The sequence below is a fragment of the Rhodococcus sp. IEGM 1351 genome (assembly GCF_030056875.1).
Lineage (GTDB): Bacteria > Actinomycetota > Actinomycetes > Mycobacteriales > Mycobacteriaceae > Rhodococcus_F > Rhodococcus_F opacus.
This window is the reverse complement of sequence record NZ_JASHKU010000017.1, coordinates 148,089-169,701: the sequence shown is the minus strand read 5'-3', so window position 1 is coordinate 169,701 and position 21,613 is coordinate 148,089. Positions and strand designations below refer to the sequence as shown.

15 protein-coding genes are annotated in these 21,613 nt (G+C 70.3%); 6 read left to right on the top strand and 9 right to left on the bottom strand.

Features of this window, described 5'->3' with window-relative positions:
- The first annotated feature begins 128 nt into the window (after positions 1-128).
- The 3 genes from QM806_RS27350 to QM806_RS27340 all read left to right on the top strand — a co-directional run bounded on the left by QM806_RS27350 (position 129) and on the right by QM806_RS27340 (position 2,427).
- The gene (locus QM806_RS27350) at positions 129-815 is read left to right on the top strand and encodes a DUF8020 domain-containing protein (protein ID WP_005238282.1); all 687 of its coding nucleotides are present in this window, start codon (positions 129-131) and stop codon (positions 813-815) included.
- A gap of 173 nt (positions 816-988) precedes the next feature.
- The gene (locus tag QM806_RS27345) at positions 989-1,729 is read left to right on the top strand and encodes a DUF8020 domain-containing protein (protein WP_054248450.1); all 741 of its coding nucleotides are present in this window, start codon (positions 989-991) and stop codon (positions 1,727-1,729) included.
- A complete protein-coding gene (locus tag QM806_RS27340; RefSeq protein ID WP_054248449.1) occupies positions 1,726-2,427 on the top strand; it encodes a DUF8020 domain-containing protein in 702 nt (233 codons plus the stop codon). Before QM806_RS27345 ends, QM806_RS27340 begins: the two co-directional genes overlap by 4 nt.
- Here QM806_RS27340 and QM806_RS27335 read toward each other — a convergent pair whose 3' ends face one another.
- The 6 genes from QM806_RS27335 to QM806_RS27310 form a co-directional block, all read right to left on the bottom strand.
- Positions 2,428-2,685, bottom strand: a complete 258-nt coding sequence (locus QM806_RS27335; protein WP_054248448.1) for a hypothetical protein — start codon at positions 2,683-2,685, stop codon at positions 2,428-2,430. It abuts the gene before it with no gap.
- Between the two features lie 158 nt (positions 2,686-2,843).
- Positions 2,844-4,154 (bottom strand): S1 family peptidase, encoded by a 1,311-nt coding sequence (locus tag QM806_RS27330; protein WP_005571025.1) that lies wholly within the window; start codon positions 4,152-4,154, stop codon positions 2,844-2,846.
- Between the two features lie 239 nt (positions 4,155-4,393).
- Complete coding sequence (locus QM806_RS27325) at positions 4,394-5,713, bottom strand: S1 family peptidase (protein ID WP_005238294.1); 1,320 nt, start codon at positions 5,711-5,713, stop codon at positions 4,394-4,396.
- Between the two features lie 112 nt (positions 5,714-5,825).
- Positions 5,826-6,992: a hypothetical protein gene (locus tag QM806_RS27320; RefSeq protein ID WP_283293377.1), complete on the bottom strand. Its 1,167-nt coding sequence runs from the start codon at positions 6,990-6,992 to the stop codon at positions 5,826-5,828.
- 153 nt (positions 6,993-7,145) lie between these two features.
- Positions 7,146-9,089 (bottom strand): LuxR C-terminal-related transcriptional regulator, encoded by a 1,944-nt coding sequence (locus tag QM806_RS27315; protein WP_283293376.1) that lies wholly within the window; start codon positions 9,087-9,089, stop codon positions 7,146-7,148.
- 7 nt (positions 9,090-9,096) lie between these two features.
- Positions 9,097-10,923 carry an Hsp70 family protein gene (locus tag QM806_RS27310; protein ID WP_283293375.1) on the bottom strand — a complete coding sequence of 609 codons (1,827 nt, stop codon included), beginning with the start codon at positions 10,921-10,923 and terminating at the stop codon, positions 9,097-9,099.
- 358 nt (positions 10,924-11,281) lie between these two features.
- Between QM806_RS27310 and QM806_RS27305 the strand changes: the two genes are divergently transcribed.
- The 3 genes from QM806_RS27305 to QM806_RS27295 all read left to right on the top strand — a co-directional run bounded on the left by QM806_RS27305 (position 11,282) and on the right by QM806_RS27295 (position 18,132).
- Complete coding sequence (locus tag QM806_RS27305) at positions 11,282-14,623, top strand: IniB N-terminal domain-containing protein (RefSeq protein WP_283293374.1); 3,342 nt, start codon at positions 11,282-11,284, stop codon at positions 14,621-14,623.
- Positions 14,624-14,794: 171 nt separating this feature from the next.
- Positions 14,795-16,639, top strand: a complete 1,845-nt coding sequence (locus tag QM806_RS27300; RefSeq protein ID WP_283293373.1) for a dynamin family protein — start codon at positions 14,795-14,797, stop codon at positions 16,637-16,639.
- Complete coding sequence (locus QM806_RS27295; RefSeq protein WP_283293372.1) at positions 16,636-18,132, top strand: dynamin family protein; 1,497 nt, start codon at positions 16,636-16,638, stop codon at positions 18,130-18,132. Before QM806_RS27300 ends, QM806_RS27295 begins: the two co-directional genes overlap by 4 nt.
- A 5-nt stretch (positions 18,133-18,137) precedes the next feature.
- Here QM806_RS27295 and QM806_RS27290 read toward each other — a convergent pair whose 3' ends face one another.
- The 3 genes from QM806_RS27290 to QM806_RS27280 are packed head-to-tail and all read right to left on the bottom strand — an operon-like array spanning position 18,138 to position 21,613.
- Entirely contained in the window at positions 18,138-19,457 is a 1,320-nt protein-coding gene (locus QM806_RS27290) for a DUF2252 domain-containing protein (RefSeq protein WP_167116787.1), read from the bottom strand.
- A gap of 42 nt (positions 19,458-19,499) precedes the next feature.
- Positions 19,500-20,492: a UDP-glucose 4-epimerase GalE gene (gene galE, locus QM806_RS27285; RefSeq protein WP_283293371.1), complete on the bottom strand. Its 993-nt coding sequence runs from the start codon at positions 20,490-20,492 to the stop codon at positions 19,500-19,502.
- Between the two features lie 38 nt (positions 20,493-20,530).
- Positions 20,531-21,613 carry an ABC transporter ATP-binding protein gene (locus tag QM806_RS27280; RefSeq protein WP_283293370.1) on the bottom strand — a complete coding sequence of 361 codons (1,083 nt, stop codon included), beginning with the start codon at positions 21,611-21,613 and terminating at the stop codon, positions 20,531-20,533.

Sequence of the window (21,613 nt, the reverse complement as noted above, 5' to 3'; positions counted from 1 at the left end):
CAATTTTTCATAACCCTACGCAGACTATTTCGCGAGCCCCTTTTCTCGAGGCGAGACTCAATTGGGATCTGTCACAGCCGCAAGTTACTGTTTAGCAACGGATGGGGTTGAAACCTTAAGGGGATGGAATGAAGTTGCGTCGTTTCGTTACGACTTCGGCACTTTTGGTGGGTGTGCTCGCGACCGGGTCCGGGGTGGCGGTCGCGGAACCCGTCGCCGAACCCGGCACCGAAATCGGATACGAGTCCCACATCGAGGACCGCACGGTCGTGACCACGATCGACGCCGGCGCCTTCGCGCTCGCATCGGACGGGAAGTCCGTCGCGATCAAGGATGCGGGTGGGGCAACTGTCGTTTCCCTCCCGCTTGCGTACCGGTTCGACGGATTGCAGTTCCCGTTCGAGGAAGAGATCACCGAAGACGGAAAGACCCTGCGCCTGACGCCGAGCGTCGACAAGGCCGAGGCGACGCCGATCTCGCCCGAGGATCGGATCACGCCCATCGCGCTGCACGACGTGGCGTCGATCGACGAGAACACCAGGGCCCAGTCGGCGTTCCAGCAGCAGCTCGGCATCGCGATGACGGTCGGCAGTCTCGGCGGCACCATCGTGGGCGGAATCCTGGGATTCGCTGTCGGCTGCGTGGTCGGGACGCCGGTCGCGGTCTTCGGATGCCTGCCGTTCGGCGTGACGGGCGCGGGAATCGGTGCCCTTCTCGGCACGATCGTGGTGGGCGGCCCCACGCTGGCCATCGCCGGTATCGACCTGATCAACACGCTGAACGCACCGCCCGGCACCACGAAGTGGGTGAAGTAGCCGCATCCCGCAGTACCTCAGACGCCGCCCGCCTCCCTTCGGAGGCGGGCGGTTCGTCGTTGTGCGGCGTCGCGGAAGTGAACCTCGTCACACCCGCGGAGGTGACCTGCCTGGTTATCCCATGCTTAGGCTAACCTTCGTCCGTCACAGCGCTGCTCTCGAAACGGACCTCGATGAACCTCCGACGGTTTACTGCCACCTCCATGCTCGTCGTCGCGGCGATGGGCGTCGGAGCGGCCACGTCATACGCGGATCCGGCCGCCGCACCCCAGCCGGGTGCGGAACAGGGCATCCCGAACATCAACTACCAGACCGCCCGCGACGGTGACGCCGCTGTGGCCACCCTCGACGCCGGCGCCTTCTCGATCAACGCCGCGAACGACACCGTCGACGTGGTCGACGACGGCGGCCGCGTCGTCGCCTCCATTCCCACCTTCTTCCGGGTCGACGACCTGCAGCATCCCTTCGCCGTGGCGGTCGACGAGTCCGCTCGCGTCCTGCGGCTCGTCCCGAACATGGATCCGGCGGCCGCGACCCCCGTTCCCGTGTCGGAACGCCTCACCCTCGACGACGTCGCCGCACCGCAGGACAAACAGGAACGCGACGACCGCGCACTCGACGACTTCCAGCAGCAACTCGGGATCACGAGCGCGATCACCGCGATCGTCGCCGCCATCATCGGCGGCGCGATCGGCTGCGCGATCGGCGTCATCCCCGGAACGGCTGCGCTGGTGATTCCGTTCCTGGGCCTCGCGGGGCCGGTGGCCGGGTGCATCGGAGGTGCGCTGATCGTCGCGCCCCTCGTCGCGCTCGCCGGCACCATCGTCGTCGGCGGCGGCGCCCTGGTGGTTCTGGGCATTCAGTACTTCAACACCATCAACAGTCCGTTCGTCGCACCGGAACCCACGGCATGAGCGGCCGCTTCGCACGGAACCTGCGGGCCGTCACCGGAGCAGCGTTCCTCGTCGTCGCGGCCCTCGGGATCTCCGCCGGGACCGCACACACAGCTCCACTGACGCAGCAGGATTCGTCCGACATCGGCTACGAGGCGCACGCCGAGGGGGAGTCCGTCGTCACGTCGATCGACGCGGGCGCCTTCCGGATCACCGACACCCGGGAAGCGATCGAGGTGGTGGACGACAGCGGCACGGTGGTGGCCGCACTGCCGCTCACGATTCGGGTCGGCGACGCCGTCTATCCGATCGACGCCGACCTCGACGGGCGGACGGTGACGCTCACCCCGCAGGTTCCCGCCGACGTCGCGTCGTCCCTGAAATCGGTTGCGCAGGACGGATTCGACACACAGGAAGAGCGTGACGACTCGGCGCTCGCCGACTTCAACAGTTACCTCGGTTACGCGACGCTGATCGGCGGCCTGATCTTCGGTGTGATCTTCGGCGCCGTGGGTCTCGCGGTCGGGTGCGGCCTGTTCGCCGTGACCGTGATCGGCACGCCGGTCGGGTGCCTCGGTGGGCTGCTGGCGGGTTTCGCCGCTGGCGGGCTGGCCGGAACCATCTTCGTGGGCGGCGCCGCACTGGTGATCCTCGGAATCCAGTACCTCGTCACCATCAACACGCCGTTCGTTTCGCCCGCGCCCGAGCCCACCGCCTGATCAGTTCCCGCGCGCTCGGTAGCCGTCGAGGAAGGTCGCGACCCCGTCGGTGACGATGGCCGACACCTCGTTCGCCGAGGGGGACGGCGCCGTGGCGAAGTGGTCCGCGAAGACCTGGGTCGGGATCGTGACCCACTCACGGCCGAGTGCGACGAGGTCCGACTCGAGGTCGTTCACCTCGCCGAGGTGCCGGTCGATCATGTCCGTCTGACTGTCGGCCACCCGCGTCGCGCTGTCCTCGATCACGGCGAAGAACAACTATTCCTTGCCCTCGAAGTGGTTGTAGATCGTGCGCGTGGAGACGTCGGCCTCGGTCCGGGCCCGGGTGGTCCGGCCCAACGCGGCCTGAGTGCGCGTCCGACGACAGCGGCCCGCCTCCCGAATGGGAAGCGGGCCGCTGTCGCAGGTGGAGTGCGTTACGAGGTGCGCACGCGCAGACCCGGGTTCTCGGCCAGCACCTCGTTGATCGGGGTGGCGAACAACTCGGGGCTCTCGCCGAGGACGAACGTGACGACGTCCGCGACCTGGCAGATCGGGTACTGCCCGACGTTGGAGGCGCTCGAAATTCCGAGTGCCAGCGTGCCGGTCACGATCGTGCCGCCGCTGTCGCCCTGCAGGGCGCACATGCTCGTCGAGAAGCTGTCGGCCAGCGTGCGTTCACCGACCGAAACGGTCTGCGCGACGGACGTGACGACACCGCACGTGAAACCGGTGGTCAGACCCGACTTGCACACCGGGGCGCCGACAATCGGGTCGGCCGTACCCGTGATGGCGACCGGTGCTGCGCCGGGAACCCGGACGCCGTTGTTCTCGAAGCGGTGTGCGGCGCTGTCGTCGGCCCGGATGATCGAGTAGTCGTGGATGTCCAGGCTGGTCTTGGCGAAGGTGCCGATCCGCGGACCGGTGCCACCCGGGACCAGGGAGAACGCCTCCGACGCCTCCGAGGTGCCGGCAGCGTCCCGGTTGGGGTCGCAGTGTCCTGCCGTAATGTTCACCGGACCGCCCGAGCTGTCGGTGCCGTTGAAACCGAGCGAGCAGCGCAGTCCGACTCCGCCGCCGAGCGAGCCGTACGCGTCGCCGCCCAGCAGGGCGTCGGCGGGGAGCGGTTCGGCGATGGGGGTGAGGTCGGTGGACGGCAGCGGAGCGGCCGTGGCAGGCGACTGCACGACGCGTGCGCCCTTCAGGAAGTCCGGAAGCTGCAACCCGCCCACGTTGTCCGCACGGAGCACGAGATCGTTGTTCACGATGTCGATGGCCACGCCGCGAACGAGATCCGCGACGGCAGGCGGCTGGGTGTCCAGCCACCCGTCGAGCGACTTCACCTGAGCCTGCAGGCTGCTCTCGCTCTGGGCCACATCCTTGACCTGGAAGCCGGCCTTCTCGGCCGCGGCGACGGCGGCGTCCTTGTCCGCACCGTCGGCGAGCCCGACGATGGGGGTGCCGGCATTGTCGAGCCACGTTCCGGCGAACGCATCCGGGAACTGGGTGCGGGCGATCTTCGCGAACTCGGCCAGCTTCTGGCCCAGTTCGGAGTGCTCCAGGTACTGGTCCGGGCTCAGCGACAGATCACGCTGGATAGCGTCGATCAGTTCCGCGGGAAGCTTGGCGGCCTGGTCGGACACTCCGGGCTCGACCGGATCGGCCTGAGCGGAGGCGGCGACCGGACCTAGGAGCAGCAGCGCGGCGGAGCCGAACACGGCGGCACGACGTGCGATGGAGCTTCGCATGGGGGCCTTTCTGATGTTTGTTTGTTCGCAGTTGCCTCGCGGGCGCATACGAATACGACCCCCCGACAGGTAAGGCCGTACACAGTCGGAGTCGACTATATGGGTTCGCCCCGTCTATTCCCACCTGTAACACTCTCGGTGGACGGCGCAGCAGGACAAAGCGGACACCACCCCTGAATGCACCTGTGCCCGGTGTCCGAGAGCAACGGACACCGGGCACCGGGTGGAGCAAGGGAGAACTAGTCGGAGATGGTGCGCACGCGCATCCCGGATCCGATGGTGTCCACGATGTCCGCGACCGGGATGCCCAGGCTGGCGGTGCCACCCTCCGGTGCCAGCACCAGGTTCGCCTCCGTGCAGTTGGGGGCGCCACTGGCGTTGGAACCACTGGTGATACCCAGCGCGAGGGTTCCGGTGACGATGGCGCCGCCGCTGTCACCCGCGAGAGTGCAGGCCGTGCCGGCGAAACCGTTGACCACGCGGCTCGAACCGTCGGCGACGAACAGCTGCGTCTCGACGTGATCGGCTGCCACCACGCCACACGTGAACGACGACGTCTGACCCGACTTGCAGATCGGGGCGCCGACGACGGGCCGGGCGGTGCCGGTGATCTCCAGCGTGGTGCCGTTCGCGCCGCGAACCGCGGGACGGTCCAGACCGGCCTTGACGCCCGCCTCGTTGAGCTTGATCACCGAGTAGTCCAGCTTGTCGGCCGGGTTGCCCACCGACGACTTCGAGAACGCGCCGATCTGCTGGCTGTCGTCGACGTTCTGGTGGTTGGGGAGGAACACCGGCGACGGCTGACCCTCGGCGGGGTTGCAGTGTCCGGCGCTGATGTTCACGGCCTGGCCGCTGTCGTCCACGGCGTTGAAGCCCAGCGAGCAGACGGAGATCTCCGAGATCGGCGTCTTCGGCAGCTCACCCGCGGTGGTGATGTAGGTGTCACCGGCGAGGGGGCCCCGCTCCACCGGACCGCCGCCGCCGGGGCTCAGCATGACCTTGACGTTGGCGAGCAGCGTCGGCAGGTTCAGCGCCTGGCCGATGGGACTGTTGACGACGTCGATGACGACGCGGTTCTCGAGGACGTCGATCGACGCGGAGTTGACCTGGGAAGCCACGTCCTTCGGCAGTCCCGCGATCCAGCCGTTCACGTCGGAGAGGGTCTTCTCCAGGCCGTTCGCGGACACGGGCGCAATGCGGGTGTCGTACCCGGCCTTGGCTGCGGCGTCGGCGGCCTCGTCCGTGGTGACCGCGACGACGGGCTGACCGTCGAGGCCGATCCAGGCCCCGGCGAAGTCGTCGGGATGCTGCTCCCGGAAGTCCTCGGCGTAACTGCCCAGCTCCTGTGCCTTCGCGGCGCGGTCGAGGTACTCCTGCGGGCTGATCTTCAGGTCGCGGGTGATGGCCTCGACGAGTTCGGCCGGCAACTTGTCGGCGCTCAGCTGAGTGGTGTCGGGCTGCGTAACAGGGTCGGCCTGGGCGGCAGTGGAAAACGGAAAGAGAAGAAGCATTGCCGAGGCGCCTACAACAGCGGCGCGGTGCGCCAGCACGTTACGCATGAAATCCCTTCTGCACGGAATCCGTTCACTGAGGATTCCTTCTGGGGTGGGTATCAGCGCCCCACCTTAAGCTACGGACGGGTCGGCTCGTCGGGGAGGTGTGACCGAAGCCTCACTGACCTGGACTTTTCGCAGCGGGCTTCGCGGGCGTTGTCGTGGTGGTGATCGCGGCCGCGGGTTCCTTCATCGTCGTCGTCGTGGTTGTTGTCGTTGTTGTGGTGGTGGTCGTCTCCGGCGGCGTCGTGGTCGTCGCGGCGGTCGTGGTCGGAGTGGTCTGCGGGACCGTGGTGATCGAGGGGAGGGTGATGACCGGCGTCGTCGAGGGCGGAGGCGGCGGCACGAACACGGGTGTCGTCTCCACCGGTGCAGGCGGGGGAGCGACCGGGACCGGGGCTTCAACCTCCGTCGTCACGGCCACCTCCTGCGTGCTCGCCGTCGGGAAGACCGCGGGTGGAGCCTGCGTGGGTCGTGCGCTGGACGTCGTCACCGACGCGGTCTGGGCGTCCTGGATCGTCGGGACCGCGGTGCTGCCGTTGCCGGTGAGCGCGAACGCGAGCGCCCCACCGGCCACCACCAGTGCGGCCGCGGCGACACCGGCGATGATCAGCGGCCGACGGTTCGTGCGCTTGGCGGGTGGCGTCGGTGTACTCGCGGGAGCGGACGCCTCGGTCTCGGCGGGCGGATACGCGTCGGCGGCAGCGGCCGCGGCTGCGGGCACCGCCGTCACGGCGGAGTACGCGGTGTGCATCGGGGCCTCGACGACCGGAATCGACTCGGTGTCGGCGCTGGTGTCCTCGTCGGTCAGTGCCAGCCCGGCCGCCAGCAGTGCCGCGCCGTGGGCCGGGGATTCCGGTGAAGCGGCGAGCGCCACCGTCTCCGGGATGAGAGTCGCCTCGCCCAGACCCATGTAGTCGAGGGATTCGCGCAGCTTCGTGACGATCTCCGGTGCCCAGTCCGACGGATGGGTCGCGGTGACCTTCACCGTCCCCGACAGTCCGTCTGCGGCCTCCCGGAACAGGCAGAACATCGCCGTCGCGACGAGGTCCTCGGCGCGGGTCAACGAACCCGCGTACTCGATTCCCGCGGGCTCACCGACGCGGACGAGGAAGTCGCGGACGGCGCCGGTCGATTCCGTGCCGGGGTCGCCGAGCTGAACCGTGCCGTCCGGGGCCGTGAACAGGACGGACGGGTGTTCGATCGTCCTCACATCGGTTCCGGAAGCGGTCACCACCGCTGTGGAAACCGAATCGCCGACGGTGAGTCCGACTCCGGTGGTCATGAAAGATCCTTACTGGCACGGTTCGAGGGAGTGCGTCATCGCACCATGCACAGTGTGTCGCCTGTCGCAGTCGAATGGTTACACGGGGCGCTGCTGCGCCTTCGGCGCCCGTGAGTACTTATCAACCACCCGCGGTTAATAAGTACTCACGGGTCAGGAGTCGGCGGAATACCCGTGGCCCATCGCACGCAGCATCGACAGCAGCTCCGACCGCGACCCGGCGCCCAGCCGCCGCCGGATCCGGGCCACATGGTGCTCGATCGTCTTGGCGGAGATGTAGAGGCGTGACCCGATCTCCCGGTACGTCAGCCCCTGGACGAGCAATTCGGCCACCTCGGCCTCGCGGTCGGTGAGCGATCCCGGCGTGCTCGGACTCGACACGACCGCGGAGTCGGTGCCGTTGCCCGCGGACGTCGGCTGTCGCAGGGCCCTCGCGACCTGCAGGAGAGTGGTCGCGACCCTCGTGTCGGACGCGCGCAGCGCGGCTTCACCCGCGAGGCGCGCACCGTCCCACGGCAGGCCGATCCGGTCGAGGGTGCGGGCCGCGTCCTCGACGGATGCGGCGTCGATGTCGCCCTGCAGCACACGCAGCCAGGCGCGACCGGCGGTGGCGAGCCCGGACGCGTACGTGCTGACCTGGGCGGCCTCGCCGAGCGCGCGGGCGTGGGGCATCAGGTCTGTGGGGCATTCGGCGAGGATCGAGGCCTGCACGCCGTACCAGTGCAGCGCCGATCCCCACATCGCCGGCTCGCCGAGCGTCCGCAGCAACGACTGCGCGTCCTCGACGAGGTGGGTGATCCGGGCGGGTTCGCCGACCCGGATCGACGTCAGCCACAGTTCGCCGAGCGGCAGCAGACTCAGCAGGTCCACCGAGTACTCGGCGAGCACGCCCTGCGCGCCCGCCCAGGCCTGGAGCAGTGCCGCGTTGTCGCCGGTGCGCCGGGCCAGCCCGACCCGCAGACCGTGGACGAACAGCAGATCGCGCTGCCGCATCGACGCGGCGTCGAGACCGTCGAGCCGGGACTGCGCCGCGGCGAGGTCGCCGCGGACCATGGACGTCCAGGCGGTAAGCAGCTGATGCCGGTTCGCGGTGACACTGCCGGGCTGTTCGGCTTCCCGTGCCCGGGCGAGGACGGCGTCCGCGTGGGCGAGTTCGCCGCAGTGGAGCGCGGCGAGGGCGGTGATCGCGGCGGGCGAGTCGGGCAGCACCCGTGGCCGGGACGCGCGACCGGGCAGCGACAGCGCACGCGTCAGTGAGTTCAGTGCCGCGTTTGCGGACGCGGTCACCGACTGGACGAGTCCGGTCGCGACGAGTGCGGCGCCGGCGGTGGCGGCAGTGGGGGGTGCGCCCGCGCTCGTCGCGAGGACGGCTTCGGCGTCGTCGAGTCGCCCCGCGACCACCAGGACGGAGGCGGCGAGGGAGGCGTCGGCGCCGGCCCGGTCCGCGCCGAGCCAGGCGTACAGTTCGGCGCTGCGATCGATCATGCCGCAGAACGCGGCGCCGGCGGCCGAAATCCTGACCGCCGCAGCGAGTTCCGCATCGTCGACGGTGCCGGACCGTTCGAGGACCGAATCGGCCAGCCCGACCGCGGTGTCGAGGTCGCCGTTCAGGGCGCAGGCCTCGGCGTATGCGACGATGGCGGTGTCGCCGAGCCTGCCGGCCCGGCCGGCTTCGGCATACAGCGCGACGGCGGTGGCCGGCTCGGCGAGTCCGGCCTGGGCGCAGAGGAATCGGCTCAGTTCGTCACTCGGTATGCTGGTCGCGGCGACCGCGCGGGCGACGGGCAGCGTGAGCGTTCCGCTGTCGACGTGATGGGTGAGCAGGCGGCGAGCGAGCGTGTTCAGCCGGTTCTCGCCGAGCGTCTTCGTGAGATGCGTGCGGTCCGCGTGAACCAGCGTGTCCCGTTCGTCGACCCAGCCGTCCGCGCGGAGCGCGTCCACGGCGGCACGGGCACTAGCGGGTTCGATGTCGAGTACTCGGGCGACCACGATCTCGTCGAGGTCGCTGCCGAGCAGAACCAGTGCGAGAGCGGACAGTTGGGGGCCGTCGAGCTCCGCGAGTTCCGTGGGAGGAAGCGGTGAGGGCAGCGTGGACACCGGCGCCCTATCCGCCGTTACCGAGGACGCCGGGCACCAGGCCGGTGACTCCGCCGACGACGCCGCCGACCGTGTCGCCCACTCCGTTGACGGTGTCACCCACCGCGCCGGCTCCGCCGACGATGGTGTTGGCGATCGCGGCGCCGCCGTCGGTCTGGGGAACGCTCGGGGCCGGAGCGGGGGCCGGGGCGGGTGCGGGAGCAGGGGCCGGGGCGGGTGCGGGTGCTTCGGCCGCGGGAGCCGGTGCGGTACCGGGAGCTGCGGCAACCGGTGCGGCGACGGCCGGTCCCACGGTGCCGGGTGGGACGGTGCCGGGGGCGGCGACCGGGGTGGCGACGCCGGCGGCGGTGCCGGGGACACCGGTCGCGGCGGCGATGCCCGCCGCCTCGGTGCCGGGAGTGGTGGCGCCCGTCGCGGCGGCCTCGGCAGGAACACCGGACGTGGACGCCGCGCCCGCCGACGTGCTCGACGACTGCGAGGTGGTGGAACCCGAGCCGGACGACGGTGCGATGTCGAGGGCGGTGCCGAGCGACAGCCCACCCGCGGCGAGCAGGGCGATGGCCGCGGCGGAGGCGGTGATGATCCCGGCCTTCTTCTTCCGCGACATGCCGGTGGCGGCGGGCTCGGTGAGGGTCGGTGCGGGGGTGCGGGCGGCGAAGACGACGGTCTCGTCGTCCGGCTCGACGGTCGGGGCGGCGGCGGGCGCTGCCGTCACCGGTGCCGCGGTGGGCACGACGACCGGCATCCGCGCGACGGTCGGGGCGGCGGCGCGTCCCGCATCGTTGTCGGCGGCGAGCAGGGCTGCGCCCAGGGCCGCGGTATGGCCCGGACGTTCGGCGGCGACGACGGGTACCCGCAGTTCCGCCGACAGGAGTTCGGCGACCAGCGGGATGGCGGCGCTTCCGCCGGTGAGCACCACCTGGGTGACGTCGCTGGATTCGAGGCCGGCGGCGTGGATGCTCTCGCGCACCAGCGTCACCGATTCCTGCAGGGACTCGCGGATCAGGTCTTCGAGTTCCGAGCGCACGAGCCGCACGTCGGTGGAGATGCCGGGCAGCTCGATGCCGATCGTGGCCTCGGTGTCGGAGGACAGGGCCTCCTTCGCCGTAGTGCAGCGGGTCCGCAGCCGGGTCAGGGCGGCGACCGTGTCGGGGGCGAACGGGTCGATGTCGCCGAACTCCTCGGCGACGTTGCCGAGGACGTACTGCATGGTGGCGTGGTCGAAGTGGGCGCCACCGAAGTCCTCGGACCGCACCGGCTTGCCGAGGACGCCGGTCTCCGTGCCGTGTGCGTCCGAACGGAAGAGGGTGATGTCGAGCGAGGTGCCGCCGAGGTCGTAGATGACGGTCAACGCGTCGCCGAGGGTGCCGCGGGTCCGTTCGAGCCACGTCATCACCGCCTGCGCCTCCGAGACCAGGGTGGCACCCGTGACGCCGGCCTGCGCGAGCGCGTCGGCGAGGACACCGACGGTGTACGGCGGCCAGACGGTCGGGTGGGCGACGACGGTGGTCGGGAGGCCGTGGCGGCCCGACGCGGCCTCGTGCACGATGCAGCTCACGGCGGTGGCCACGAGGTCTTCACCGGAGTAGGTCGAGCCGTCGTCGGTGAGGATCCCGACCGGGTCGCCCACGCGGTTCGCGAAGTCGGACACCGTCACCGCGTCCGGTTCGCTCGTGTCGTCGCCGAGGACGGGAGCGCGATCGGGGGAGAGGTGGAGAACACTTGCGCGGGACAGGACGGTGAGGTCGGCGGCATCCGTCACGCTCGCCCCGTCCGTGTCGACGGCGGCCACCGTATTGACCGATCCGACACCGATGCCGAGCGCTGCAGCCATGTTCCACTCCTGTGGTCCGGGCGGGCGTCACGCCGCCTGCGTCAGGCGGACGGTGCCGCCGTCGTATGTAACGGCCGAAGCCGTCGTGGTCACTCGAATTGTCGCGTGGAGCGGCCGTTTCGTTACGCCGACGCCGCTGGTCGACGGCAGTTACGGGGCCGATCCCCTAATGGCCCCCTATCCCCTAACGGGGAGGCCCCGACCCCCGATGGGAGATCCCCGATACCGGGGTCCCCGAGTAGGGGGCGCCGCCCCGTTGGGAAGGGGGCCGCCGATCCATAACGTGTATTTCACTCGCCGTCACAGCAGTTGTGGTGGCCACCCGAACTCCCCGAACCTCGACTACAGGAGAGCTGCCATGGCTACCAACGCCGTCCTCGACTTCATCCTCGGACTTCTTCGCGACGAGCAGGCTGCGGCTGCCTACTGCGCCAACCCGACCGAGGCGCTGTGCGCCGCCGGCCTGCAGGGTGTGAGCCACGCGGACATCGTCTCCGTCGCTCCCCTCGTCGCGGAGTCGGGACTGTTCGCAGGCGGCGGGGCCGACCTGGCTGCGATCGTCAACGCCGGTGCCGACGTCGCCGGTGACGTCGCGGGCGGTATCGGCGCAGGTGTCGGTGGCGGACTGGGCGGCGGCCTCGGTCTCGGCGGCGGTCTCGGCGGTGCGGTCGGTATCGGTGCCGGTGCAGGCCTCGGTCTGGGTGCCGGCCTGGGCGGCGACTTCGACTTCGCCGCGGAACTGGCTGCTGGCCTGAGCGCCGCGCTCGGTGCTGCCCTGGAGATCGGCGGCGAGATCGGTGCGCAGCTCGGCGCCGCGCTGGGTGCGGCCCTCGACGCAGCACTCTCCCTCACCGGTGGTCTCGACCTCGGTAGCGCCCTCGACATCGGCGCCGCGATCAGCGGAGCCCTCGGAGGTGCCCTCGGACTGGGCGCCGACCTGACCGCACAGCTCGCCACCACCCTCACCGCGGCGATCACGGCCCTGCCGGTGGTCGACGTGGCCGGTGGTCTCACCGGGATCCTCGCCCCCGCACTGTCGATCGGCGGCGACCTGGGCGCCGAGCTGGGTGCGGCCCTCGGTGCCGCCCTCGGAAGCGTCGTCGACCTCGGTGGCAGCCTGGACGGTGACATCCTCGCCGGCCTCGGTGGCGGCCTCGACCTCGGTGGCGTGCTCGGAACGACCCTCGGCGGCGTGCTCGGGGTCGACGCCGGTCTCGGCGGCGCGCTGGGCGGTGCCCTCGACGCGGCGATCGGCGCCGGTGGCGGACTGGGTGCGACCCTCGAAGGCCTGCTCGGCGGTGAACTGCTCGGTGACGTCGCCGGCTCGCTCGGCGGAGTCCTCGGCACCGACCTCGGCGCGGTCCTCGGTGGCGCTCTCGGTGGTGTCCTCGGTGCGGGCGGCGACCTGAGCGCAGACCTCGGTGGCGCACTCGGCGCGACCCTCGGTTCGATCGCGGACCTGGGCGGCGGATTGGACCTCGACGCGATCCTCGGTGCGGGCGGCAGCCTCGGCGGTGCGCTGAGCGGACTGCTCGGCGGTGAACTCGGAGTCGGCGGCGACCTCACTGCCGGTCTGGGTACCGCACTGGACGCCGTTCTCGGTGCCGGTGGCGGCCTCGACCTCGGTGCCGTTCTCGGTGCCGACGGCGACCTCGGTGGCGCGCTGAGCGGCATCCTCGGCGGCGTCCTCGGCGCGGGCGGTGATGTCAGCGGCGATCTCGGCGGAGCCCTGGGTGGTCTGCTCGGCGGCGCCCTCGATCTGGAGGGTGGCCTCGGCGGCGCCCTGTCCGGCGCACTCGACAGCGGACTGGGATTGGACGCCGCACTCGGCACGGTCCTCGGCGGAGCCCTCGGCCTGGACGGCGGCCTGGCCGCGGAACTGGGCAGCACCCTCGACGCCGTGCTCGGCGCAGGCGGCGTGACGGACATCGACCTGGGCGGTCTGCTGGACGGCGGACTGGGCGCCGACCTCGGTCTCGGCGGAGAACTGACGTCGGAGCTGACGACGGCGCTGAGCGGAGCCCTCGGGCTGGGTGGCGAGGCAGGCGCGAACCTGGGCACGGTCCTGGGCGGCGCCCTGGAGAGCGGCCTCGGGCTGGGCGGTGTCCTCGACACCGGCGCCGACCTGGGAACCACCATCAGCGGCGCGCTCGGCGGAGTGCTCGGAGTCGACGGTGACGCCACCGCCGGTCTGGGTGCGGCCCTCGACGCGGTGCTCGGCGCGGACGGCGGAGTCGACCTCGGCGGCGTGACCGACCTGGGCGGCCTGCTCGGCGGTGCGTTCGGTGTCGGTGGCGGCGCGGGCGCCGACCTCGGAGCGGCCCTGGGCGGAGTGCTCGGCGGCGCGCTGGAGACCGGCGGCGCCCTCGACCTCGACAGCGTTCTCGGCGCGGAGGGCAGCATCGGCAGCACGCTGGGCACCGCGCTCGGCGGCGTCCTCGGAGCCGACGGCGATCTCAGCGCGACCCTCGGTTCCGCACTGGAGACGGCGCTGGAGGCCGGTGGCGGACTCGATCTCGACTCCGCTCTGGACGCCGACCTCGGACTCGGCGCCGCAGCCGGCGTGGGCGGCGCCCTGGACGGTGCGCTCGACGCGGGCACCGATCTCGCGGGTGGCCTGACGGGCGGCATCGACGGCGCACTCGGCGGACTGCTCGACGTGGGCAGTGACGTCACGGGCAACGTGGGCGGCGCGGTCGGTGGCGGCGTCGCGGGCGGCGCGGACGCCGCGGCAGGCATCGGTGCCGGTGTCGCGGCGGGTGTCGGTGCGGTTGCCGACGCCGGAGCGGATCTGGGCGGCAGCCTCGGAACCAACCTGGTCGGCGGACTGGACACGGCCGGTGGCCTGGGCGCCGGTCTGACCAGCGGCCTCACCGGTGGTCTCGGTGGAATCTTCGGAACCGGTGCGGGCCTCGGCTCCGCACTGACCGGCAGCGTCGGCGGTGCCGTCGACGCGGTGGGCGAGGCAGGCGCCTCGGTCGGCGCGGTCGCCGACGCCGGTGCGAACGTGGACGCGAACCTCGGTGGCGCCCTGGACGCGGCGGCCGATCTGGGTGGCACGGTCGGTGGCGCGCTGGACACGGCCGCGAATCTCGGCGGAAGCCTCGGTGGCACGGTGGATGCCGCGGCCGGAGTCGGCGGTGACGTGGCCGGTGGAATCGAAGGCGGCCTGGACAGCGCGGTCGACGCCACTGCCGGTCTGACCGGTGGCCTCGATGCCACCACCGACGCGGTCACCGGTCTCGGCGCCGGATTGTCCGGCGGCGTGGGTGGCCTCGGATCGCTCGGCACCTCGGTCGGAGGCGCCCTCGACGGTGCGGTCGGCGGAGCGGTCGACGGTGGAGCCGCAGTGGGCGGTGCCGTCGACGGCGGAGCGTCCGCCGGTGGTTCGGTCGACGGTGGAGCGTCGGCCGGCGGTTCCGCCGACGCGGACGCGACCACGGACGGTGCGGCCGACCTCGGTGCGGTCGGCGGGGTCGTGGCCGACACCACCGGGTCGATCGCAGGCGGACTGGGGTCCACCCTGGGCGGTGCCGTCGACACCGGCGCCGACACCTGGTCGTCGATCGACGCGGACAACGCGTTCGGCGCCGACTCGGGCCTGCACGCGGACACCGACGGCTCGCTGTTCGGTGACACCGACTCCTCGGTGGCCACGACGCACGACGTCACGGACGTGGTCGATCACCTCGAGCCGTGATGAGACGGCGGTTCCGGCATCCCCCAGACGGGGCGGCCGGAACCGCCGTACGATGTAACGAAATCAGCCCCGGACGCGTTATGCGTGCGGGGCTGTTTCAGACAGTCGGGTGTCGGTGCACCGAACAGGTGTCCGCGCAGAGGTCGGAAGAATTGCGGGTCAACGAAGCTCATGGACAGTGCAGCCGCCGAGAAGAGCCCAGCCGGGTCCCAGTCGATGACGGCGTTGCTCGAGCAGGCCCTGGACGTGGCGAAGAGGTTCGGTCGCGGCGACCTGGCGCAGCGCCTCGACTCGGCCCGGACCCGGGTGCAGGACCCGCGGATGCGGATCGTGGTGGTCGGACCGCTCAAGCAGGGCAAGAGCCAGTTCGTGAACTCCCTCCTCAACCTCACCGTGTGCTCGGTGGGCGACGACGAGACCACCGCGATCCCCACCGTCGTCCAGAACGCCGACACGGCCTCGGCGGAGCTGGTACTCGCCGATCCGGGCGCCGACCCGATCCGGGTTCCTCTTCCGCTCGACGAGCTGAACGGCATCACGCCGGCCTCGCCCCGCGCCGAGGGCCGGGAGGTGCTGCGGGTGGAGGTCAACGTCCCGAGTCCGCTTCTCGCGGACGGTCTGGTCCTGGTCGACACCCCCGGCGTGGGCGGTGCCGGCAACCCGCACGCCGCGAGCACACTCGGGCTGATTCCGGCGTCGGACGCCGTGTTCGTTCTCTCCGACGCCAGCCAGGAATTCACCGAACCGGAGCTCGGTTTCATCCGTCAGGTCACGAGCCTGTGCCCGTCGGTGGCGTGCCTGATCAGCAAGACGGACCTGTACCCGCACTGGCGCGAGATCGTCGAGGCCGACCGCGGGCACCTCGCGCGCGCCGGTCTCGACGTTCCCCTGATCCCGATCTCCTCGGTGCTGCGTTCGCACGCGCTGCGACTGCAGGACGAGGAACTCAACACCGAATCCGGTTTCGTCGACCTGTACGCGTTCCTGCGCGAACGGGTGGTGGCGCGGGCGGAGGCGAACACGCGGCGGGCCGTGTCGCTGGACGTGTCCTCCGCGGCCGAGCATCTCACCCTGGGGATCGGCAGTGAGCTTGCCGCCCTGCGTGATCCGGCGAAGGGCGTGGCCGCGGTCGCCGAACTGCAGAAGGCGAAGGCCGCCGCCGAGGAGCTGCACAAGAAGACGTCGCTGTGGCAGCAGACGCTGGGCGACGGCATCGCCGACCTGGCCGCGGACATCGACCACGACCTCCGGGACCGGTTGCGCCGCGTCAGCCGGGAGGCGGAGGAGACCGTCGACGAGGGCGACCCCGGCAAGGACTGGGACGCGCTCGGTCAGTGGCTCGAGCAGGAATTCGCCACCGCGATCGGCGACAACTTCGTGTGGGCCCACGACCGCGCGCTGTGGCTGGCCGAGGTGGTGGCGCAGCACTTCGCCGAGACGGGTGCCGTCGAACTGCCGCACCTGGACGTCGCGAACGTCGACGGTGTCCTCGAACCGGTGGCCTCGCTCGCGGACCTCGAGGCCGGACGCATCGGCATCACCCAGAAGGTTCTCGTCGGGATGCGCGGATCGTACGGCGGCGTCCTCATGTTCGGTCTGATCACCACGATGATGGGGATGGCCCTGGTCAATCCGATCTCGATCGGCGCCGGAGTCCTCCTCGGCACCAAGGCGTACCGGGAAGACAAGGAGAGCCGGATCCTGAAGCGGCGTGCGGAGGCGAAGGCCGCGATCCGCCGGTTCGCCGACGACGCCAGCTTCCAGGTGGGCAAGGAGTCGAAGGATCGGCTCCGGTCGATCCAGCGCTTGCTGCGCGATCATTTCAGCGCGATCGCCGAGCAGGCGCTGCGGTCGATCAACGACTCGCTGCGCGGCGCGCAGGAGGCGGCGAACCTCGAGTCCACCGAACGGACCCGCCGGATCGCGCAGCTCGAGAAGGATCTCCATGTCGCATCCGAACTGAAACAGCAAGCCGCGCAACTCGTCGCAGGCGACGCGGGAGCGGTCACGGCATGACGGCCGCTCCACTTCACGAAGCCCGGGCACTCATCGCGTCCGCCCGGCAGCTGTACGCGGGCAGACCCGAGATTCGGGATCAGCTGACCGAATGTGCCCGGCGACTGGAACAACCGCTGCGCGTGGCCCTGGCCGGTTCGCTGAAGGCCGGCAAGTCCACTCTGCTCAATTCCCTGGTGGGGCAGGATATCGCGCCCACCGACGCGACCGAGTGCACCCGCGTCGTCACCTGGTATCGGAGCGGGTCGACGCCCACCGTGACGGCCTGGTATCAGCCGGACAACGGCAGCGGCGCTCAGCGTTCCGCCAACGTCCCGGTGCTGCGCCGGGACGGACATCTCACGTTCGACCTCGGCCACCTCACCGCCGACCGGGTGGACCGCCTCGACGTGGAGTGGCCGTCGTCCGCCCTGGCGCACACGACGATCATCGACACCCCGGGCACGTCCTCGCTGTCGCGTGACGTCTCGGCCCGCACCCTCGAGATGCTCACACCCGACAACGAGGCGTCCGGCGCCGACGCCGTGGTCTACCTGCTGCGCACGCTCAACGCGACCGACGTCCAGTTCCTCGGTCAGATCGGCGACCACGTGGGCGACGAATCGGGACCGCTCGGGGTGGTCGGTGTCGTGTCGCGGGCCGACGAGCTGGGGGCGGGACGCCTGGACGCCATGATGTCCGCGAAGGAGGTGGCGTCCCGGTTCGCGGGCGAGCTCGAGCGCACCGGGCTGTGTCAGGCCGTCGTCCCCGTCGCGGGTCTGCTGGCGCTCGGCGCGCGCACGATGCGTCAGGCGGAGTTCACCGCGTTCCAGCATCTGGCCGAGGTCCCGGTGGACGATCTGAACCTGGCGATGCTGTCGGCCGACCGGTTCGCGCGTGAGGACAGTCCGCTTCCCGTGGACGCCCGGATGCGGGCTCAGTTGGCAGACCGCTTCGGGCTCTTCGGGATCCGGATGGCGGTGACCCTGATCCGGTTGGGCACCAAGGACTCGCCGACGCTTTCGGCGGAACTGGTGGAACGCAGCGGTCTCGACGAATTGCGTCAGGTGATCGACATCCAGTTCGGGCAGCGGACCGATCAGTTGAAGACCCATTCGGCACTCGTGGCACTCAAGCGGGTGCTCACGGCACATCCGGTGCAGGGTGCGGGTGAGATCCTGATGTCGGCCGAACGGCTGCTCTCCGACGTGCACGGTTTCCAGGAACTGCGGCTGCTCGGGCGGCTGCGGTCCACCGACGTGGGGTTGCCCGCCGACGACGTGGCCGAGTTGCAACGCCTGATCGGCGGATTCGGGATCCAGATCGCCGAACGATTGGGCACCGACGGCGACGACTCCGTGGAGTTGCAGCGGATGCGGGCCCTCGCCGCGGTCCGGAAGTGGCGCGAACGGGCGCGCCACCCGTTGCTCGACCAGTTCACCGCGAGGGCCTGCACCGTCGCGGCCCGCAGCGCGGAAGGTGTTCTGGAGGAACTGAACACCGTCCGTCTGTAGTTCGGCTACGTCGCGGAGACGCCCGCGATCTCGCCCTCCCGGAAGGCGTTCACGAACAGCTGGTGATCCTTGCGGCTCACCTCGGCGTACGCGATGCCGAAGTCGATGATCTCGCCGACGAACTCGTCCAGCCTGCCGTCGACCACGTTCTGGATGGCGTCCTCGGTCTGGAACGTGACCAGGGTCTGGTCGCTGTCCTCGTCGGAGACGCAATGCACCTTCGCCGTCGCCCGGCCGAGGTCCTCGAGCACCGGCGCGATGTCCTCCGGTTCGGTGAGATCCGACCAGTCGAGGTCCAGTTCGTACGGGGAGAGTTCGGCGACCACGAAACCGGTGCCGCCGATCTCCGTGTAGCCGAGCAGCGGATCCGTGTGGACCTGCAACGCGCGCTGACTCACCACCGTGCGGTGGCCTTCGTGCTCGAAGTAGTCGCGGACCCGGGGTTCGTCGACGATGCGGCTCGGTGCGGCGACGTTGCCCTGCTTGAGGGAGAGCACGATGTCGTTCTCGAGCGCCTGGGTCGCCCCTTCGATGAGCACGTTGTACGCCGGGAGGCCGGCGCTGCCGATCCCGAAACCCTTCCGCCCGACCACGTCCTTGATCCGGTAGAACACAGGTCGCGCGGATCGCTTGCTGCGGGGCACCCTCTCGATGTACGTGTCCAGCGCCTCGCACACGGTCCTGCGTTCCTTCTCGTCGAGTTCGCGGACACCGCGGCCCCGCCGGAAACGCCGGTCGTAGTCCTCGATCACCGTGACGGACTCGAGCAGGTCCACCCGGGTGGCGAGGCGCGCGCTCAGCAGCAGGTCCTGGATGGCACCGCGCGAATTGTCCAGGCGCAGCGCGTACGCCTCGTCCGCCTCCCGCTGCACGTAGTGCAGGACGTGCTCGACATAGCTGCGCAGGTACGTGTCGGCGAGTGCCCGGACATCGCTCTCGGGGAGGGCCTTCTGCCAGCCCATCAGTGCGAGACTCGCGACGAACCGACGAAGATCCCAGCTGAACGGCCCCACGTACGCCTCGTCGAAATCGTTGACGTCGAAGACGAGGGTGCCCTCCGAGTTCATGTACGTGCCGAAATTCTCCAGATGCAGATCGCCGTGAATCCACACCCGGCCGGTGCGCTCGTCCGCCCACGGATCGTCGAAGTCACGCAGATCGTCGTAGAAGAGGCAGGCGCTGCCCCGGAAGAAGGCGAACGGATCGGCGGCCATCTTCCGGAACTTCGTGCGAAACGCGCTCGGGTCCGCCTCCATCAGATCGGCGAAGGCCTCGACGAGGACCTCCACGATCCGGCCCTGCCTCGTGGAATCGGCGACGTCCACACCAGCCTCCTTCTCGCGGTCCACGGGGCGCCACACGCCTCGTCACGACCGCACTGCACCACGGTAGCGTTCCCGCGCGCCCAGCGACTGCAGATACGTCCACGCATCGGCCACGATCTCATCGAGGTCCGGGTGTCGCGGCCGCCAGCCCAGTTCGGCCTGCACACGTGCGCCGGACGCGACGAGCACCGCCGGGTCGCCGGCGCGCCGCAGGGCGTCCCGGGTGGCGATGGTTCGGCCCGTCACGCGTTCGCAGGACGAGATCACCTCCCGCACACTGAACCCGGTGCCGGTGCCGAGGTTGTAGACGCGGTGCGTTCCGGGCCGGGTCGATTCGAGCGCGAGGATATGCGCCTCTGCCAGGTCGCGGATGTGGATGTAGTCGCGGACGGCGGTGCCGTCCGGGGTGGGCCAGTCGGTGCCGAACACCGAGATCTCGTCCCGTCGCCCGGCCGCGACCTGCAGCACCAGCGGGATCAGGTGTGTTTCCACGAGACGGTTCTCGCCGAGCCCGGCGTACGCGCCCGCGACGTTGAAGTAGCGCAGGCTGCACGCCGCCAGCCCGTGCGCGACCGCGTACGACGTGATCGCGTGGTCGATCGCCAGTTTGGTGGCACCGTACGGGTTGGTCGGCCGGGTCGGTGCGTCCTCGGTGATCGGCACGGACTCCGGAGAGCCGTACGTCGCTGCGGTGGAGGAGAACACCAGCCGGCCGGTACCGGACGAGCGCATCGCCTCGAGCAGGGTCAGGGTCTTGACGACGTTGGCGTTCCAGTACGTCTCCGGCGTCACCACCGACTCGCCGACGAGGGAGCGGGCGGCGAAATGCAGCACGCCGTCGAACTCCGCGCCGCCGAGAAGCCGTTCGGCTGCGCTCGCGACGTCCTCCTCGACGAACTCCGCTCCTGCCGGCACCGCGTCGGCGTTGCCGGTCGACAGGTCGTCGACGATCACGACCGTGTGGCCGCACTTGAGCAGCCGCTGGGCGCAGACGCTGCCGACGTAACCGGCGCCGCCGGTGACGAGAAGTTTCACTGTTGTTCCTTCGGTTCGGCGGTGGGGGCTCGGTTCGCTCAGTCGCCGAGTCGCGCACCTGTCGTCGGGGAGAAGTAGTGCAGGCGAGCCCGGTCCGGTGCCAGCCGGATCACCTCGCCCTTGGCCGGGGAGACGGAGTCGCCGACGCGCGCGACGATGTCGTGTCCGCCGAGTTCGCCGTCGCGGACGATGCGCCCGTAGATGTAGGCGTCCGCGCCGAGTTCCTCGACCACATCGACCTTCACCGTGGTGCCCTGGTCGGACACGGTCCACGCCTCCGGGCGGACACCGACGACGACCCGGCCGGTGTGCAGGGCGCCCAGCACCGACCGCTCGATCGGCGTCGACAGCGAACCGATCCGGGCGTCGCCGCCCTCGACGTCGACCTCGAACAGGTTCATGGCCGGCGACCCGATGAACCCGGCGACGAAGCTGTTGACCGGCTTCTCGTACAGCGTCTTCGGGCTCGCGCACTGCTGCAGGATGCCCGCTTTCATGACGGCCACACGGTCGCCCATGGTCATGGCCTCCACCTGGTCGTGGGTGACGTACACGGTGGTGGTGGCCAGCCGGCGCTGCAACAGCGAGATCTGGGTGCGGGTCTGCACCCGCAGTTTCGCGTCGAGGTTCGACAGCGGTTCGTCCATGAGGAACACCTGCGGGTCGCGGACGATCGCCCGGCCCATCGCGACACGCTGGCGCTGCCCACCGGAGAGTGCCTTCGGCTTGCGGTTCAGGTAGTCGCCGAGATCGAGGATCTTCGCGGCCTCCTCGACGCGGCGGCCGATCTCACTCTTGTCCATGCCGGCGATCTCGAGGGCGAAGCCCATGTTCTTCGCGACCGTCATGTGGGGGTACAGCGCGTAGTTCTGGAACACCATCGCGATGTCCCGTTCCTTCGGTGCGAGGGCGGTGACGTCGCGTTCGCCGATGCGGATGGCACCGTAGTCGACGTCCTCGAGACCAGCCAGCATCCGCAGCGACGTCGACTTGCCGCACCCGGAGGGGCCGACGAGGACGAGGAATTCGCCGTCCTCGATGTCGAGGTTCAGCGAATCGACGGCCGGCACATCGGAACCGGGGTACATCTTGGTGGCTGCGTCGTACGTGACTCGTGCCAT

Coding starts and splice junctions, on each gene's coding strand:
- QM806_RS27300 (WP_283293373.1), top strand. CDS start 14,795: ATGGACAGTGCAGCCGCCGAGAAGAGCCCAGCCGGGTCCCAGTCGATG.
- QM806_RS27330 (WP_005571025.1), bottom strand. CDS start 4,154: ATGCGAAGCTCCATCGCACGTCGTGCCGCCGTGTTCGGCTCCGCCGCG.
- QM806_RS27280 (WP_283293370.1), bottom strand. CDS start 21,613: ATGGCACGAGTCACGTACGACGCAGCCACCAAGATGTACCCCGGTTCC.
- QM806_RS27305 (WP_283293374.1), top strand. CDS start 11,282: ATGGCTACCAACGCCGTCCTCGACTTCATCCTCGGACTTCTTCGCGAC.
- QM806_RS27310 (WP_283293375.1), bottom strand. CDS start 10,923: ATGGCTGCAGCGCTCGGCATCGGTGTCGGATCGGTCAATACGGTGGCC.
- QM806_RS27295 (WP_283293372.1), top strand. CDS start 16,636: ATGACGGCCGCTCCACTTCACGAAGCCCGGGCACTCATCGCGTCCGCC.
- QM806_RS27320 (WP_283293377.1), bottom strand. CDS start 6,992: ATGACCACCGGAGTCGGACTCACCGTCGGCGATTCGGTTTCCACAGCG.
- QM806_RS27340 (WP_054248449.1), top strand. CDS start 1,726: ATGAGCGGCCGCTTCGCACGGAACCTGCGGGCCGTCACCGGAGCAGCG.
- QM806_RS27325 (WP_005238294.1), bottom strand. CDS start 5,713: ATGCGTAACGTGCTGGCGCACCGCGCCGCTGTTGTAGGCGCCTCGGCA.
- QM806_RS27345 (WP_054248450.1), top strand. CDS start 989: ATGAACCTCCGACGGTTTACTGCCACCTCCATGCTCGTCGTCGCGGCG.
- QM806_RS27350 (WP_005238282.1), top strand. CDS start 129: ATGAAGTTGCGTCGTTTCGTTACGACTTCGGCACTTTTGGTGGGTGTG.